This is a genomic window from Kitasatospora sp. NPDC004723 (assembly GCF_040609255.1).
Lineage (GTDB): Bacteria > Actinomycetota > Actinomycetes > Streptomycetales > Streptomycetaceae > Kitasatospora.
This window is the reverse complement of the sequence record NZ_JBEXJT010000019.1, coordinates 14,844-30,797: the sequence shown is the minus strand read 5'-3', so window position 1 is coordinate 30,797 and position 15,954 is coordinate 14,844. Positions and strand designations below refer to the sequence as shown.

At 76.1% G+C, this 15,954-nt stretch carries 15 protein-coding genes; 10 read left to right on the top strand and 5 right to left on the bottom strand.

The window, feature by feature from the left end; translation table 11 throughout:
* Nucleotides 1–132 precede the first annotated feature (132 nt).
* Both ABZW10_RS19840 and ABZW10_RS19835 read left to right on the top strand, forming a co-directional pair.
* Complete coding sequence (locus ABZW10_RS19840) at nt 133–609, top strand: universal stress protein (protein WP_355367207.1); 477 nt, start codon at nt 133–135, stop codon at nt 607–609.
* Between the two features lie 48 nt (nt 610–657).
* A complete protein-coding gene (locus tag ABZW10_RS19835) occupies nt 658–1,488 on the top strand; it encodes a DNA-formamidopyrimidine glycosylase family protein (RefSeq protein WP_355367204.1) in 831 nt (276 codons plus the stop codon).
* Between the two features lie 47 nt (nt 1,489–1,535).
* On the opposite strand, the gene ABZW10_RS19830 is transcribed toward ABZW10_RS19835, so the two are convergent.
* From ABZW10_RS19830 to ABZW10_RS19820, 3 genes are all read right to left on the bottom strand, one after another.
* The gene (locus ABZW10_RS19830) at nt 1,536–2,171 is read right to left on the bottom strand and encodes a uridine kinase (RefSeq protein WP_355367201.1); all 636 of its coding nucleotides are present in this window, start codon (nt 2,169–2,171) and stop codon (nt 1,536–1,538) included.
* Nucleotides 2,172–2,232: 61 nt separating this feature from the next.
* Entirely contained in the window at nt 2,233–3,528 is a 1,296-nt protein-coding gene (locus ABZW10_RS19825) for a PQQ-binding-like beta-propeller repeat protein (protein ID WP_355367198.1), read from the bottom strand.
* A gap of 127 nt (nt 3,529–3,655) precedes the next feature.
* Nucleotides 3,656–3,994, bottom strand: a complete 339-nt coding sequence (locus tag ABZW10_RS19820; RefSeq protein ID WP_355367195.1) for a DUF4326 domain-containing protein — start codon at nt 3,992–3,994, stop codon at nt 3,656–3,658.
* Nucleotides 3,995–4,087: 93 nt separating this feature from the next.
* Here ABZW10_RS19820 and ABZW10_RS19815 point away from each other — a divergent pair, with 93 nt between their 5' ends.
* The 6 genes from ABZW10_RS19815 (at nt 4,088) to ABZW10_RS19790 (ending at nt 12,485) form a co-directional block, all read left to right on the top strand.
* Entirely contained in the window at nt 4,088–6,622 is a 2,535-nt protein-coding gene (locus ABZW10_RS19815) for a SpoIIE family protein phosphatase (protein ID WP_355367192.1), read from the top strand.
* 104 nt (nt 6,623–6,726) lie between these two features.
* On the top strand, nt 6,727–8,484 hold the full coding sequence (locus tag ABZW10_RS19810; RefSeq protein ID WP_355367189.1) for a histidine kinase: 1,758 nt from the start codon (nt 6,727–6,729) through the stop codon (nt 8,482–8,484).
* Nucleotides 8,485–8,570: 86 nt separating this feature from the next.
* The gene (locus ABZW10_RS19805; RefSeq protein ID WP_355367186.1) at nt 8,571–9,239 is read left to right on the top strand and encodes a response regulator transcription factor; all 669 of its coding nucleotides are present in this window, start codon (nt 8,571–8,573) and stop codon (nt 9,237–9,239) included.
* A gap of 650 nt (nt 9,240–9,889) precedes the next feature.
* Entirely contained in the window at nt 9,890–10,708 is an 819-nt protein-coding gene (locus ABZW10_RS19800) for a transglycosylase family protein (RefSeq protein ID WP_355367183.1), read from the top strand.
* A gap of 254 nt (nt 10,709–10,962) precedes the next feature.
* A complete protein-coding gene (locus ABZW10_RS19795) occupies nt 10,963–11,718 on the top strand; it encodes a 3-oxoacyl-ACP reductase family protein (protein ID WP_355367180.1) in 756 nt (251 codons plus the stop codon).
* Nucleotides 11,719–11,885: 167 nt separating this feature from the next.
* On the top strand, nt 11,886–12,485 hold the full coding sequence (locus ABZW10_RS19790) for a TIGR03086 family metal-binding protein (RefSeq protein ID WP_355367177.1): 600 nt from the start codon (nt 11,886–11,888) through the stop codon (nt 12,483–12,485).
* Between the two features lie 13 nt (nt 12,486–12,498).
* Here the strand turns inward: ABZW10_RS19790 and ABZW10_RS19785 are convergent, their stop codons facing one another.
* Together ABZW10_RS19785 and ABZW10_RS19780 are read right to left on the bottom strand one after the other, a co-directional pair.
* Nucleotides 12,499–13,677: an alpha/beta hydrolase gene (locus ABZW10_RS19785; RefSeq protein ID WP_355367174.1), complete on the bottom strand. Its 1,179-nt coding sequence runs from the start codon at nt 13,675–13,677 to the stop codon at nt 12,499–12,501.
* Between the two features lie 129 nt (nt 13,678–13,806).
* The gene (locus ABZW10_RS19780; RefSeq protein ID WP_355367171.1) at nt 13,807–14,472 is read right to left on the bottom strand and encodes a TetR/AcrR family transcriptional regulator; all 666 of its coding nucleotides are present in this window, start codon (nt 14,470–14,472) and stop codon (nt 13,807–13,809) included.
* Nucleotides 14,473–14,568: 96 nt separating this feature from the next.
* Here ABZW10_RS19780 and ABZW10_RS19775 point away from each other — a divergent pair, with 96 nt between their 5' ends.
* The gene (locus tag ABZW10_RS19775; RefSeq protein WP_355367168.1) at nt 14,569–15,582 is read left to right on the top strand and encodes a zinc-binding dehydrogenase; all 1,014 of its coding nucleotides are present in this window, start codon (nt 14,569–14,571) and stop codon (nt 15,580–15,582) included.
* A gap of 59 nt (nt 15,583–15,641) precedes the next feature.
* The gene (locus ABZW10_RS19770) at nt 15,642–15,953 is read left to right on the top strand and encodes a hypothetical protein (protein ID WP_355367165.1); all 312 of its coding nucleotides are present in this window, start codon (nt 15,642–15,644) and stop codon (nt 15,951–15,953) included.
* The last annotated feature ends 1 nt before the right edge of the window (nt 15,954 follow it).

Genomic DNA, 15,954 nt, shown 5'->3' with positions numbered 1-15,954 from the left:
CGCCAGTACCAGTTTCGGAGGTGTGCGAACCGTTCGGCGCGGCAATTAGCTGACAAATGCCCCTTTTGATCTATGTTTGGAGGGCAAGGCAGCACGTCGAGCACAGCAGCACGTCGAGCAAGGAGCAGCGGCATGGCCAACAGCGCGAACCCCAGGATCGTCGTCGGTGTCGACGGCTCGCCCGCCTCGGAACGGGCACTGCGCTGGGCGGTCGACTACGCCCGGCTGACCGGTGGCACCGTCCACGCCATCGCCGCCTGGGAGTACCCGGCGTTCTACGGCTGGGCCGGCGCGAGCGTGCCCGCCCCCGAGTTCAACCCCGAGGAACTGGCCGGCAAGACCCTCTCCGACACCGTCACCAGGGTCGTCGGCAAGCAGCCCGAGGTGCGGATCACCGAGTCGGTGAAGCCCGGCAACGCCGCCCAGGCGCTGCTGGAGGCCTCGCGCGGTGCCGCGCTGGCCGTGGTCGGCAGCCGCGGTCTCGGCGGATTCACCGGCGCCCTGCTCGGCTCGGTCAGCCGCCACCTCACCGAGCACGCCCCCTGCCCGGTGGTCGTGGTCCGCCACGGCGTGGGCGGCGAGGAGGGCGACGGCGACGCCGCCGAGTAACCGGCCGATCGGCTGCGGCGGGCCGTCGCGCGGAGGGAGGATGGAGGCATGCCGGAAGGTGACTCCGTCTACCGCGCGGCGGCCCGCCTGCACGCCGCCCTCGCCGGGCAGGTGCTGACCACCGGCGAGCTGCGGGTGCCCGCCCACGCCACCGCCGACCTCGCCGGGCGCCGGGTGCTGGAGGTCGTCCCGCGCGGCAAGCACCTGCTCACCCGCCTCGAAGGCGGCCTCACCCTGCACACCCACCTGCGGATGGACGGCCGCTGGGTGCTCTTCCGCCCCGGCGAGCGCTGGACCGGCGCACCGGCGCACCAGATCCGCGCCGTCCTCGGCACCGAGCGGGGAACCGCCGTCGGCTACCGGCTGCCCGTGGTGGAACTGCTGCGCACCGCCGACGAGCAGCGCGCCGTCGGCCACCTCGGACCGGACCTGCTCGGGCCCGACTGGGACCCGGCCGAGGCCGCCCGCCGGTTGCTCGCCCACCCCGGCAGGCCGGTCGCCGAGGCCCTGCTCGACCAGCGCAACCTGGCCGGCGTCGGCAATGTGTACGCCAACGAGCTCTGCTTCCTGGCCGGCGTCACCCCGTGGACGCCGGTCGGCGAGCTGGCGAGCGCCGACCGGCTGGTGGCCCGCGCCCACCACCTGCTGGAGGCCAACCGGCTGCGCTCGGGCCACGTCACCACCGGCGACACCCGGCGCGGCCACCAGCAGTGGGTCTACGGCCGGGCCGGGCGGCCCTGCGCGCGTTGCGGGGCCACGGTGCTGACGGCGCGGCACGGGACGGCGGAGCGGGAGCGGCCGGCGTACTGGTGCCCGTCCTGCCAGCGCGGTCCCGCCCCGGAGGCCCGGCCCGGACCGCCCGGACGGCGTGGGCGCTGAGGACCGTTCGGGCAGGTGGGACCCGTTCGGGCAGGCGGGACCGGTGGTCAGGCGGGTTCGACCAGGGCCGGGTGGCGCGGGTCGTCGCAGCGGACGGTGAGGTCGGCCGCCTCCGCCGGTACGGTCTCGGCCTCGTAGCGGGCGAACGCGGGCAGTGTCCACCGCTCCTCCGGCGCGGTCCGCCGGGCCAGCGCCGCCGGGGAGAGCGCCAGGTGCACCGTCAGCTCCAGCGGCAGCCACCGGCCGAGCAGCAGCGCACCGTCCAGCAGCAGCACCCCGCCGGGCGCCAGCTCGGTGTAGCGCGCGCGGGTCGCGCGGTCCGTCACCGGGTCCCACAGCGAGGGCAGCACCCGGCCGCTGCCGCCCGGCTCCAGCGGGTCCAGCACCTCGCGCAGCAGCGCGCCGTCGTCCAGCCAGAGGTCGTGGAAGGCGTCCGCGTCGTACCGGCCGTACTCCAGCCGCACCGAGGACGGGCGCAGGAAACCCGCCGCCGGAACCCGCAGGGTCGGGAAGCCGCGCAGCCGCAGCGGCTCGACCAGGGCGTCCGCGAGCACCCCGGGCCCGGCAGCCGCGGCGCCGTCCACGGCCACCCGCAGCCGGCGCTCGCCGGCCCCGGGCAGCGCGGCGATCCGGTCGGCGAGCAGTTCGACGAGCCGGTCGGGCGAGATCGGGCGAATCGGCACGGCATCATCCTGGGTCGGGGGGACGGGAGGGGCGGCGCTCGTCGTCGAACACCCCGGACGTTCAGGGCACCGGCAGCACGCCCAGACAGTAGAGCGTGCTGTCGTGGCCCGCGAAGAGCCGGGTGCCGTCGCTGGTCACCGACCAGACGTCGACGCCGGGGCCGGAGTCGGCGAAGGTCGTGAACGTCCGGCCGCTCTCCGTCTCGACGAACTGGACGCCCGCGTCGGCCGGGCCCGGTACCACCAGGGTCGTACTGGTCAGCAGCGGGCGGCAGCGCCGGTCGAGCCGGAACGGCAGCTGGAGCTGCCAGACCTGCTCGCCGCCGTCCGCCGCGTGCGCGGTGACCAGCCCGTCGTCCCGCAGCACGTACACCCGGAAGTCGTCGCTCACCGGCGGCAGGGCGCGCCACTGCTCGCCGGGCCGGGGCTGCACCGACCAGCGCGGGGTGCCGTCCGCCAGGCGCAGCGCCCGGACCCCGCCCGACCCGGCCGGGAGGTAGACGTGCCGCTGGTCGACGGCCGCCCAGGCGGTGCCGGTGTTCTCGGCGGACCAGAGCCGGCCGCCGGTGGCGCCGTCCAGCAGCGAGACACCGGCGGACGGATCGGCGCCCCAGGCGAGCAGCCGGCCCGCGCCGGTGTCGAGCACGGCGATCGACGTCTCGTCGCGGTCGGCGGCCGGGCGGGACCAGAGCAGCCCCGTGCCGTTGGCGTTCATCGCGAACAGGTTGCGGTTCAGGACGCCCCTGGCGGTGACCGAGCCGTACACCTTGTCGCCGTCGCAGCCGTACACGGTGATCCGGTCGCCCAGCTCCGGTGGCAGCGGCAGGCTCCAGCCGGCGGTGGGGCCCACCAGCGTACGGGCGTCGACATGGCCCGGTGAGGCGGTGAACAGCCGGCCCGCGCCGAGGACCAGCGGGGAGCCGTCCGGAAAGCCCCTCGGCGGGCCCTCCTCGACGGTGGCGGTCACGGCGCCGGTCTCCGGGTCGAGCAGGCGCACACCGCTGCGGGAGAGGTAGGCGGGCGCGAACAGCCGGCCGCTCTGCCGGCCGGGCGTCATCGGTTCGGGGCCCCGGTAGACCCACGCCGGCTCCGGGCCGACCACCCGGGTGGGCAGCGGCTGAGGCTTCGGCGGAGCGGGATCCGACCCGCCCACCGCCCGGGACACCCCCCAGACGGCGGCGCCCGCGGCGAGCACCCCGGCTCCGGTCAGCAGTCCGCGCCGGCTCAGCCGGGGCCCGTCCCCGTCCGCACCCCCGCTCACCACGTCACCGGGCGCACCGGCGGCGCGGCCCTCGTCCTCCCCGTCCCACTGCCAGGACGCCTCGCCCGCCGAACGATCGGACGGTGTGGATCCCATGCTTCGCTACTCGTCTCCCCCGGGGCAGCGGTCTGCGCTGCGCTGTCCAGGGAGAATACCCAAGCGGCCTCCCGCCCCTGCTCCCGTGGAACGCCCCCGCCCGCACGGCCGTGGTCGGCCTGGCCGGTCAGGAGGCGAGGCCGTGGTCGGCGAGGTCGGCCAGGACGTCGGCGTGGCAGGGGAGCGGGGCGCACCAGCAGCCGAGGCGGTGGCCGCGCAGCCCGGGGACGAGGGCCAGCAGCCCGGGGTGGGCGAGGAGGTGGGCGCGGTACCTGACCAGCATCTCCTCGCGCGACAGGTCCGGGCCGGGGCGGTACGGGCAGTGCAGCGGGGACTCGGTGAGCTGCCAGCCGCCGCGGTGCATCGCCCGGCCGACGTAGACCACGTCGTCGAACGCGGGGTCGTCGCGGTGGCCCTTCAGGTTGACCACGGTGGTCGGACCGGGGCGGGAGGCACGGGTCGTCATGGGGTCGATGGTGGCGCAGCCGGGCCCGGCGGGCACCCCGGGGCGGGTGGGGCTCGCCTTGACAGCCCCCGGGGCCCGGCGTAGCAAGAGAGGATGCGCGAGGGTGTGCCGGCGGACCCGCCCGGTCCGCGACCGAGCGGCGGCGGTGCCCGGGCGGTGGGACCCGGTCCGCACCGCCTGCGCCCGCACGCCGGGCCGTCCCCGGACGAGCAGGCGGTCCGCGACCGGGACGCCCTGCTGACCTCCGCCGTGCGCACGGTGCTCGGCGGCACCGACGCCCACGGCGCGACCCTCCACCTGCGCTCGCGCGACCGCCGCTCGCTGGTGCTGTGCGCCGTCGCGGGCGTGCCGCTGTCGGTCCTCGCCCCGTTCCGGCGGATCGCCGCCGCCGGGCCGCTGCCGGTCGCGGTCGGCTACCGCACCGGCCGCACGGTGCTGCTCGCCGACACCGAGGACACCATGCGCCGCTTCCCGCAGCTCGCCCTCGGCCTGCCGTACGACTTCGCCTCCGCCTGGGTGCCGGTCCGGGCGGGCGGCGAGACGTACGGGGTGCTGGGCGTGCTGTGGCCGGCCTCGGGCGACGGCGTGCCCGAGGGCGCGCGCCGCCATCTGCGCGCGGTGGCCGACCGGCTGGCCGACGGGCTGGCCGCGCTGGAGGCGGACGGCCACGTGGTGGAGCCGAACGGCGACACCACGGTCGTCGAACTCACCCCGCCGTCCGCGCCCACCACCCGGGTGGGCCTGTTCGACTGGGACGTGCTGGCCGGCGCGGTGACCGCCGACGACCAGTTCTGCGAGATCTTCGGCCTCGCCCCCGGCGACTTCGACGGCCGGGCCGACACCCTGTCCGCCCGGATCGCCCCCGGCGACCTGCCCGAGTTCCGGGCCGCCGTGCGCGGTGCCCTCGACGGGGACCGGGTGCTCGCCGCCCGGGTACGGGTGCTGGACCGCGACGGCCACCCCTATCCCGTCGAACTCTGGGCCCGCGCGCCGCACAACGGCCCGCACACCTGGGGCCGGCTGGTCGGCGCCGTCCTCGACACCCGCACCGGCACCGCCGCGGCCGCCGCGGTCGAGCGCCTGCGCGAGGGCGTCTTCTCGCTCGACCCGGACGGCCGGATCACCTACGCCAACCACAGCGTCGAGCTGCTGCTCCAGGCCCGCCGCGAGGACCTGGTCGGCCACCACCCCTGGCAGGTGCTGACCTGGCTCTCCGACCCGGTGTACGAGAACCGCTACCGGGCCGCGCTGCTCTCCCAGCAGCCCACCGCGTTCCTCGCGCTGCGCCCGCCGGACAACTGGCTGGCGTTCTCGCTCTACCCCGACGCGCACGGCGTCACCGGCCGGGTGGTCGCCGCCGAACCGCCCCCGGGCAGCGCCGTCGCACCGGCCGAACCCGCCCCGCCCGGCACCTGGACCGGCCTCGGCGCCATGTACCACCTGCTCCAGCTGGCCAGCGCGCTGAGCGAGGCGGTCACCGCCCGCGAGGTGTTCCGGGCGGTGGCCGACGAGATCCTGCCGGCGCTCGGCGGACAGGAGCTCGCGGTCTACGCCGTCCGGGAGAAGCGGCTGCACCTGGTCTCGCAGAGCGGCTACCCCGAGGGCTTCCTCGACCGCTTCGAGGGCATCCCGATCGGCGCCCGGGTGCCCGGCGCCGAGACCCTCAGCACCGGTACCCCGATCTTCTTCGAGTCCGTCGACGAGCTGGCCGCCGCCTACCCCGACCTCACCCTGGACGACATGGGGGCGTGGGCGTTCCTGCCGCTGATCGCCTCCGGCCACCCGGTCGGCAGCTTCATCCTCGGCTTCGACCGGCCCCGCGTCTTCACCCTGGAGGAGCGCGGCCTGCTCACCGCGCTGGCCGGCTTCATCGCCCAGGCGCTGGAGCGTGCCCGGCTGTACGACGCCGAGTTCACCCTGGCCCGCGGCCTCCAGCAGGCGCTGCTCCCGCACCGGCTGCCGCGCGTGGAGCGGGTCGGGATCGCGGCCCGCTACCTGCCCGGCACCCAGGGCATGGAGATCGGCGGTGACTGGTACGACGCCGTGGTCACCGGCCGGGACCTCTGCCTGGTGATCGGGGACGTCGAGGGCCACAGCGTCGGCGCGGCCGCCACCATGGGCCAGCTGCGCAGCGCCGTCCGCGCCTTCACCACCGGCGGCCACCCGCCGGACGAGGTGCTGGCCCGCACCAATCAGCAGCTGCTGGACCTCGACCCCGGGCTGCTCGCCAGCTGCTGCCTGGTCCGGCTCACTCCCGCGGAGGGCACCGCCCTGGTCGCCCGGGCCGGCCACGTGCCGCCGGTGCTGCGGCACCCGGACGGGCGGACGGAGGCGCTGGAGGTGCCGGGCGGACCGCTGCTCGGGGTGGACAGGGCCGCCGCGTACCCGGTCAGCCCGCTGACCCTGGAGCCCGGCTCGGTGCTCGCGCTGTACACGGACGGGCTGGTGGAGGACCCGGCCGTGGCGATCGACGAGGGCGTGGAGCGGCTGTGTGCCGCCCTGGCGGGCCCGGACGCCGGGTGGCTGGCGGCGGAGGGGCCGGACGGGCTGGCCGAGCGGGTGCTGTACGAGCTCGGCTCGACGCACCGGGTGGACGACATCGCGCTGCTGCTCACCGCCTACCGGTGAGCCGGGGCGAGGACCCCGGGGGCCGCGGCCGAGCGACTTTCGTCGGCCCCGGCCGCGACGAACGGTGGCGGTGCCGGGCACGAGCGCTTGGCTAGCCTCGACGCGTGGACGTCATAGCGAGAGCCTGGTCGAAGGCGGTACGGACGGCGCTGCCCGGGCCCTGGCGGTTCGGGACCGTGCTCCGTGAAGGGGTGGGGGCGCTCCTGCTTGGTGGGGTCGCCGCGCTGATCGAGGTGGCCTCCCGCTCCGGATTCGAGCTGGTGATGGGAGTGGCGGTCGCCGTCCTCTTCCTGCTGCGCCGCGGCTTGCCCGCGACCGTGCTGGTGCTCACCGCGGCGGCCAGCGGGTTCGGTGGCGGGCCGTTGCCGCTGACGGTCTGCGTCGGCTGGTCGGCCGGCGCCCGGGTGCGCCGGGTCGGGGTGCTGGTCGGGTCCTTCGTCGTCGGCTGGGTGCTGATGACGGTCCTGGGCGTGGTGAAGGACGCCGGGGAGCTGCCGGCCAAGCTCGTCATCGGGTTCTCGCTGGGCGGCTACCTGCTGTTCGCGGTGCTGCCCGCGCTCTGGGGCCGCTACCGGGCGCAGCGCCGGGAGCTGATGGACGCGCTGCGCGAGCGCAACGAGCAGTTGCTGCGCGAGCACGCCATGGTCGCGCACCAGGCGCGGCTGCGCGAGCGGCACCGGATCGCCCAGGACATGCACGACAGCCTGGGCCACCAGCTGGCCCTGATCTCGGTGCACACGGGGGCGCTGGAGGTCGACCGGACGCTCACCGACCGGCAGCGCGAGGCGGTCGGGGTGCTGCGGATGGCGGCCGTCACCGCGATGCGCGAGCTGCGCGAGGTGGTGGGGGTGCTGCACGACGAGTCGACGGCGGCGCCGTCCGGGCCGGGTGCCGGGGCGGCGGTCGGCGGCTCGCCGGCGGCGGAGGCCGGGGCCGGGGGCGCCGGGACGGGCGGGGTGGAGGGGATCGAGGGGCTGGTCTCCTCCTCCCGGGCGGCCGGCACCGTGGTCGCCCTGGCGCGGGAGGGCGAGCGCCGTCCGCTGACCGCGGTTGCCGGTCACGCGGCGTACCGGGTCGTTCAGGAAGCGCTCACCAATGCGCACAAGCACGCCCCCGGCGCGCCGATCACGGTCGCGCTCCGGTACGAGCCGGACGCGCTGGTGGTGGAGGTGGTGAACCCGGCGGCGCCCGAGCCGGTGGGCGTGCGCTCCGGCGGCGCCGTGCCGGCGGTCAGCGGGGGCCAGGGGCTGACCGGTCTGCGGGAGCGGGCCCGGCTGGTCGGCGGCATGGTGCACGCCGGACCGACGGCGGAGGCGGGGTTCCGGCTGGCGGCGGTGCTGCCCTACGAGGGCGCGGAGAATCCGGCCGACACCGGGAGCCCGGCCGCGGGCGCCGGAGCGGACGGCACGTGGGGGGCGGACGGAGCGGCGGGCGCGGCGGGGGCGCCTGCCTGGGCGCTCGACGGCGTGCCGCCGGTCGGCGCCGCGCCGGCGAAGCGCCGGAGCCCGGCGCTCGGCTGCGCGGTCGGTGCCGCGGCGGTACTGCTGGCCGTCCTCGGCCTGCTGGTCTGGGGCGTCATCGGCTTCATCCGCTCCGCCGAGGACTCCACGATGTCGCAGGCGGCGTACGAGGCGGTGCGGCTCGGTGCCCCGGAGGAGGAGGTCACCCGGCAGCTGCCGCCCGGCAGCGACTTCTTCACCCAGAACCTGCGGGGCACCGGCCCCACCCCGCCGGTCGGGTCGGTCTGCCGCTACTTCCTCGCCGAGGACTCGTCGGGCGGCTGGAACGAGCAGCCCGCCTACCGGTTCTGCTTCAAGGACGGGGTGCTGGTCGACAAGCAGCACTACCGGGTGAACAGCTGACCGGCGCGGGTGTGAGGATGGTCCCCGGTGCCGCCGGCGGGTGCGGTGGCGCGCTGTCAGGACCAGTACTAAGGGGATGGCCAGCAGTGATCCGAGTCCTCGTCGCCGATGACGAGCCGCTCATCCGGGCCGGGATCAGGATGATCCTGTCCTCCGCCGCCGACATCGACGTGGTGGCGGAGGCCGCCGACGGCCGGCAGGCGCTGGAGCTGGCCCGGGCGCACCGGGTGGACGTCGTCCTGCTGGACATCCAGATGCCGGTGATGGACGGGCTGACGGCGCTCGCCGAGCTGCCGAGGGTCGCCCCCGGCGCGCGGGCGCTGATCCTCACCACCTTCGGGGAGCGCGAGAACGTGCTGCGCGCCGTGAGCGACGGCGGTGCGGGCTTCCTGTTGAAGGACACCGCGCCGGGTGAGCTGATCCAGGCCGTCCGGGCGGCGGCCACCGGGCACGCCTTCCTGTCGCCGGCCGCGACCCGGCACATCGTGGACTCGCTGGCGGGCGGACAGGCCGGGCCGGCCGCGGCCCGCGGGGCGCGGGCCCGGCAGCGGCTGGAGGTGCTGACCGAGCGGGAGCTGGAGGTCCTGGCGCTGCTCGGGGAGGGGCTGTCCAACGCGGACGCCGGCGCCCGGATCCACATGAGCGAGGCGACGGTGAAGACGTACGTCAGCCGGATCCTGGCCAAGCTGGGGTGCGACAACCGGGTGCAGGCGGCGCTGCTGGCCCGGGACGCGGGGCTGGACGGCGTCGGCTGAGCCGAGGCGCCGGGGGTCCGCGTCGGTGCCGGGCCCGGGGGCAACGGTGGGTTGACGGCCCGTTCGGTCCGTGCGCGGACGGGTCGTGTGCCATGCGCTGAGCGATTTTTTGCTCACTCACCGTAGCTGGAGTGGTGAACGCCACATCGCCGGCGGGTGGAATCGGGAACTCCGATTGGTGCGATGACGGCGCGTCAGATGACCGTAGCGATTTGTCGATGACGCGGGTGGCGCGGGGGCCGGCCGGGTGTGAGTGACGGCACGGAAAACGACCGTTTGGGTCGGGAAATCCGGTCAAAGCCGGTCGTTTCCCGGTCGGTTACATGATCGATACCGCCGGTAACAGTCAACTGACCTGCGGCGTCCAAGAATTGCTTGTGCCGCCCGGTGGGCGCCCTTAGCTTCGTTGGCGGTGCAACGAGCACCACCCGGGTTCACCCCCGATGCACGGCCCGCCGACTGACCACCGGCGCGAGGGCGGTGCCCGTCGACGCGGCCGGCTCGCGCAGGCCGTCGGCGAGCGGAGGGTGGCCGGGGCGGCACGGCACGTCGGACGCGTGCTCGGCCGCCCACCGAGTGAGGGAGCGACAGCCGGCCCCGGCAGGGGCCTGGTTCCGCACGCCTGCCCGGGGCTTGTCGAGAGGAATTCCATGAATCCCCGTCACGAGACCGCCGCTTCCAGCACCGTCGACAGCACCACCACCGGCACCAACGGCACGGCCAGGCGCAACCGGGTCCGGCTCGCTGTCGTGGCGGGCGCCGCCGTGGCGCTGCCGGTGGCTGGCCTCGTCACGGCCACCTCGGCCGCTGCCGCCCCCGCCTCGTCCTGGGACGCCGTCGCCCGGTGCGAGAGCGGCGGCAACTGGGGCATCAGCACCGGCAACGGCTTCTACGGCGGGCTCCAGTTCACCCCGTCCACCTGGCGTTCGTACGGCGGCACCGCGTACGCCCCGCAGGCCCACCAGGCGAGCCGGGAGCAGCAGATCTCGGTCGCGGAGAAGGTCCTCGCCAAGCAGGGCCCGGGCGCCTGGCCGGTCTGCTCGGCGAAGGCGGGCCTCAGCCGGGGCGGCGCGCCGGCCGTCGTCGACGCGCCCGACACGTCCGACGCGCCCGCCCCGGCGCAGCAGCCGGCCAAGCAGGCCCCGGCCAAGCAGGCCCCCGCCAAGGCCCCCGCCAAGGCCCCCGCCAAGGCGCCGGCCCAGGGCCAGAAGCCGACCTCCCGCAAGGCGCCGGGCACCCCGTCCCAGGCCCCCTCCCAGGGCGCAGCGAAGCCCGCGGCCCCCGCTGCCGCGCCCGCCGCGCCCGAGAAGAACCCCACGAGCGGCGGCTACACCGTCAAGAGCGGCGACACGCTGAGCGGCATCGCGGCCAAGTTCGGCCTCGACCCGGCCGGGCTGCACGCCCGCAACATCAAGGCGATCGGCGCCAACCCGAACCTGATCTTCCCCGGCCAGACCCTGTCCTTCTGACACCGTCCGCCGTCCCCCGTTCCACCGAGCGATCGGTACTCCCCGGCACCCCCTGCCCGGGGTCCCGTGCGGCCACCCCTTGCCCCAGGGGTGGCCGCACGGCTTGTCGTGGGCCGTTGCCGTGGGCCGTCCGAAGGTGCGCCGACCGGTGGTGGTTGAACGTTGAACGCGGCGTCCGAATACCGCCGGACTCAGGCGCGGCGCGGGCCGAGGATCGAGTCATGTCCGCGAACGACTTGAGGAGTTCTGACGATATGACGACGACCACGCTCGCGAAGCTCGACGGCAAGGTGGCCCTGGTGACCGGCGGCAGCCGCGGCATCGGGGAGGCCGTGGCACTGCGGCTCGCCGAGGACGGTGCCGACGTGGCGGTGACCTACCTGGGCAGCGCCGAACGGGCCGAGGCGGTCGCGGCCAAGATCACCGCGATGGGCCGGCGCGGCTGGGCGGTCCGGGCCGACAGTGCGGACCCGCAGGAGGTGAGCGCCGTCGTCGAGGCGGTCGCCGAGCGGTTCGGACGGCTCGACATCCTGGTCAACAACGCCGGGGCGGGCTTCGTCGCCCCGATCGAGGAGACCGGTCCGGCCGACGTCGACCGGGTGCTGGACGTCAACGTCCGCGCGCCGTACCTGTACGCCCGGGCCGCCGTCGCCCACCTGGCCGAGGGCGGCCGGATCGTGACCGTCGGCAGCTGCATGGCCAAGCGGGCCGCCTTCCCCGGCGGCAGCCTCTACGCGACCAGCAAGGCCGCCGTGATCGGGCTCACCAAGGCGCTGGCCCGCGAGCTGGGCCCGCGCGGGATCACCGTCAACGTGGTCCACCCCGGCCCGATCGACACCGACATGAACCCGGCCGACGGGCCGTCGGCCGGGTTCCAGGCCGGCTTCACCGCGCTCGGCGGCTTCGGGCGCCCGGCCGACGTCGCCGCGACCGTCGCGCACCTGGCGGGCGCGGAGGGCCGCTACATCACCGGCGCGGAGATCGCGGTGGACGGCGGCTTCGCCGCCTGACCCAGCGGCCGGCGGCCGGCTCGGGGTGTTGCTCCGGGCCGGTTGCCGGTGCCCGCGTTTACGATCGGCCGGTCCGACCACGGGTGCGGGCGCGCGTCCGCGGCGTGCGCCGGCGCCCGGGTCCCGAGTGAGGGGCCGGTGCGGCCCCGACGACGGAGAGGTGCGTCATGACCGGAGTGGAAGACCCGATCGAGCTGCTCGCCCGGGCCCTCGCGCAGACCGCCGGCCTGATCGACGGAGCCGGGGTCGAGCAGGCCGGCCACCCGACCGCCTGCCGCTCCTGGGACGTCGGGCAGCTGGTCGGCCATCTGCTGCACGACCTGCGGCAGTTCACCGTCCGGGCGGAGGGCGGCGCGCCCGACTGGTCGGAGCCCTTCGAGCGGGTCGAGGAGGACTGGCTGCACCCCTTCGAGGCCGGCGCCGAGCGGCTGGTGGCCGCCTGGCGCGAGGCCGGGGACCTCGACGGCGTCATCGAGGTCCCCGGCGTCGGCGAGCTGCCGGCCCGCTTCCCGGTGGACCAGCAGATCGCCGAGTTCGCCGTGCACGCCTGGGACCTGGCCCGCGCCACCGGCCAGTCCACGGCGGGGCTGGACCACGAGGTCGCCGAGGCCTCGCTCGCCTGGGGGCGCGGCGCGCTGCGGCCGGAGTACCGGGGGAGCGAGGAGGAGCGGCACGCCTTCGGACCGGAGGTCGCGGTCGCCGACGACGCGCCGGTGTACGACCGGCTCGCCGGCTTCTTCGGCCGCGACCCGGAGGCCGGCGCGTAGTGCGGGAGGCGGCTCAGCCGCGGCTCCAGACGAAGGAGATCTCCGGGTGGCGCGGCGAGGGCGCGTCCAGCAGCGGCGACGGGCGCCCGCGCAGGAACCGGTCGAAGTGCGCGCGCACGTAGGCGCGGGCCAGCGCGGTGGAGCGGGCCGGGGCGATGGTGCCGAACAGCGCGGAGTAGAGCTCCGGCGACATGCGGTCGGCGGCGTGGCCCGGCCCGGCCGAGTACGGCCGGTCGGTGAAGCTGAGGTGACCGGAGTCGCGCTGCCGCAACTGCCTTCCCCAGCCCTGCTGGTGGGAGCGCCAGCGCCGCCAGGTGTCGTGCTCCGCCAGGGCGGTGAGCAGCAGGAACGGCCGGTCCAGTCCCTCGTCCGCCACCGGCGAGCCGAAGAAGCCGCCGTCCATGTCGAGCCCGGCCGCGAACCGGCGGTCCTGCCGCACGGCCTCGGCGGCGGCCGCACCGCCCATCGAGTGGCCGAACACGCCGATCCGGCGCGGGTCGGCGCACGGCAGCCCCGGGGGCCGGAGCGCCGACCCGCCGGTGGTCAACTCCGTGGTGACGAAGCGGAGGTCGGCCACCCGGGCGGAGACCTCCTTCTGCTCGGCTGCGTCCCAGTCGGCCGGCTCGTCCTCCAGCACGCTGCGCACCACCCGGCCGTCCGGGAACTCGACGGCGGCCGCGTCGTAGGTGTGGTCGAGCGAGGCGACCAGATAGCCGTGCGCCGCCAAGTCCTCCGCCAGTGCGGTGCAGTTGCTGCGCCCGCCCTTCCGGCCGTGGCCGAGCAGCAGCAACGGCAGCGCGCCCGGGAGCGCCGGCGCACCGAGCCGCGCCGTGGGGCGCATCCGGGTGAGGGTGCCCGGGTCCAGGAAGGAGTCCTGCTCCATCACCTCCGCCACCCGCGCCGTGGCGTACGGCGCACGCGGGCGCCCGGCGGCGCCCGCCGCGGGGTACCAGAGCTGCACCATCAGCTCGCGCGGCCGCGGCGTGGGGGCGAACGGGTCCTGCCGGCCCTCGTCGACCAGGTGCAGCGACACCGTGCCGACCGGGTGCCCCACGGTCGGTGCCGGAAGGTCGATCGGCGCCGGGGCGCCGCCGGGCCCGGGCGCGGCCCCGACGGCCGAGGCCGGCAGCGCGAGCGCCACGCCTCCCAGCCCCGCGGCGGTCAGCAGCGAACGGCGCCGGATCATCGTCATCCACCCCTCGGGTCAACGGTCGTGACGTCGGATCACCCTAGGTGGGGCGGGTTGTCGGCGGCTAGGGGCGTCTCACGGACCGTCGCCCGTAGGCCGCTTTCTGCCGGCCGTCGTCCGTCGGGGGGCGGGTCAGGCGGAGGTGAGGGCGAGGCGGATCCAGCGCTGGGCCTCGGCGGTGGCGCGGTCGAGGGCGAGGGTCCCGGGGGCGGTGGCGGCCTGGACGATCAGGCCCTTGAGCAGCCCGACCACCGCCGTGGCGGCCGCGTCCGGGTCGACCTCCGCCCGCACCTCGCCGTCGGCCGCGCCCTGGCGGACCACCTCGGCCACCCAGGTGCGCATCCGGGCGTCCAACCTGGCTACGGCGTCGGTGAGTTCGGAGGATCCGGCGAGCGCCTCGGCGCCCAGCACCACGAAGGCCCGGCCGAGGTCGGTCGGGTGGCGCACCCCGTCGAGGCAGGCCTGGGTGAAGGCGCACAGCTCCCGCACGGCGCCCGCGCCGCTGCGCTCCGGCGCGGCGGCGGCCATCGCCTCGGCGAGCGCCTCCTCCTGGAGCCGGGCCAGCAGGGCGCCCTTGGAGCCGAAGTAGTGCGAGGCCAGGCCCCGGCTGAAGCCGGCCTCCTCGCCGACCCGGGCGAGGGTCACCCCGGCGCTGCCGTGCTCGGCGACCAGGCGTGCGGCGGCGGCGAGCAGCGCGTGCTCGGCGCGCGCGCGGCGCTCGGCCTGGGTGCGGCGCGGCGGCTCGGGCCGGTCGGCCGGTGCGGGGGAGGACTCCGTCGGGGAAGCGTGCGTGGACATACCACCATGCTAGGGTGGAACTTGCTTGTTGAACAACAAGTAAGTTCGGATGGTGCGGCCCGCCGACCGCGCCACCCCCTGCGAAAGGGAACCGGGATGACCGCCACGATGCTCGCCGGCCGGCTCGACGTCGCGAAGGGCGCCTTCGCCGTCGAGGAGGTGCCCGTGCCCACGCCGGGGCCGGGCCAGGTCCTCATCAAGGTCGGCGCCGCCGGCGTCTGCCTCTCCGACGTTCACCTGATCGAGGGCATGCTCAAGCCGCTGCACCTGCGGGGCGACAAGGTCACCCTCGGCCACGAGGTCGCGGGCACCGTGCACGTCCTGGGCGAGGGCGTCACCACGGCCGCCGTCGGCGACCGGGTGCTGCTCCAGGCCGGGGAGTCCCGGGACGGCGTCGTCCTCACCCGGGGCGTCGACTACGACGGCGGCTGGGCCGAGTACGCCCTGGCCACCGTGGAGACCCTGGTGCCGATCCCCGACGAGCTGCCGTTCGAGCAGGCCTGCTTCATCCCGGACGCGGTCTCCACCCCGTGGGCCGCGATCACCGGCACCGGCGCCGTCCGCCCGGCCGAGGCCGTCGGCGTCTGGGGCGTGGGCGGGCTCGGCGCCCACGGCGTCCAGCTGCTGCGCGGCATCGGCGCCCACCCGATCGTGGCGGTCGACCCGCTGCCCGCCGCCCGTGAGCGGGCGCTCGCCTTCGGCGCCGACGCCGCCCTCGACCCGGGCGACCCGGAGTTCGCCGACCGGCTGCGCGCCGCGACCCGGGGCCGCCCGCTGGCCGCCGCGTTCGACTTCGCCGGGGTGGCCCCGGTCCGCGAGCAGGCGATGGCCGCGCTCGGTGAGCAGGGCCGCCTGGTGCTGGTGGGCCTGACCAACCAGCCGCTGACGATCACCAACGGCACCCTGGTCAGCTACCTGCGCCAGCAGATCCGCGGCCACTACGGCTCGGAGGGCAAGGACGTGGTCGACCTGGTCGACCTGGTCCGCGGCGGCCGGCTGGAGTTCTCCCGCTCGGTCAGCGGCACCTTCCCGCTGGCCGAGGCCGCCGAGGCGGTCGAGGCCCTGGAGCAGAAGAAGGGCAACCCGATCCGGCTGGTGCTCGTCCCCTGACGGACCCGTGGCGTAGCCTCCCCCCGTGGTGCGCGGAGCACCGCGGGGGGAGGCGTCGCATGCTCGGTTGGTGGTTCGTGGTCACGGCTCCGGCCGTGGGGGACGGCAAGGGCGAGGTACTCGCCCAGTGGGAGAGCGGCCTCGACGGTCTCGACTGGATCGCGGCGCTGGCCGCGGCGGGACGGGCCGAACAGCTGCGGTTCGACGGCTACCCGCTGCGTTACGTCGTCCGGGCCGAGGAGGTCCTGCCGCTGCTGGCCGACGGCTCGGTGTTCGACGCCGGCCACCCGTCGTGCGAGCCGCACCCCGAGCGGGTGGCCGCCTGCCCGCCGGACGCGCTGCTGACCGTCGATGCCTGGGACCAGTCCTGAC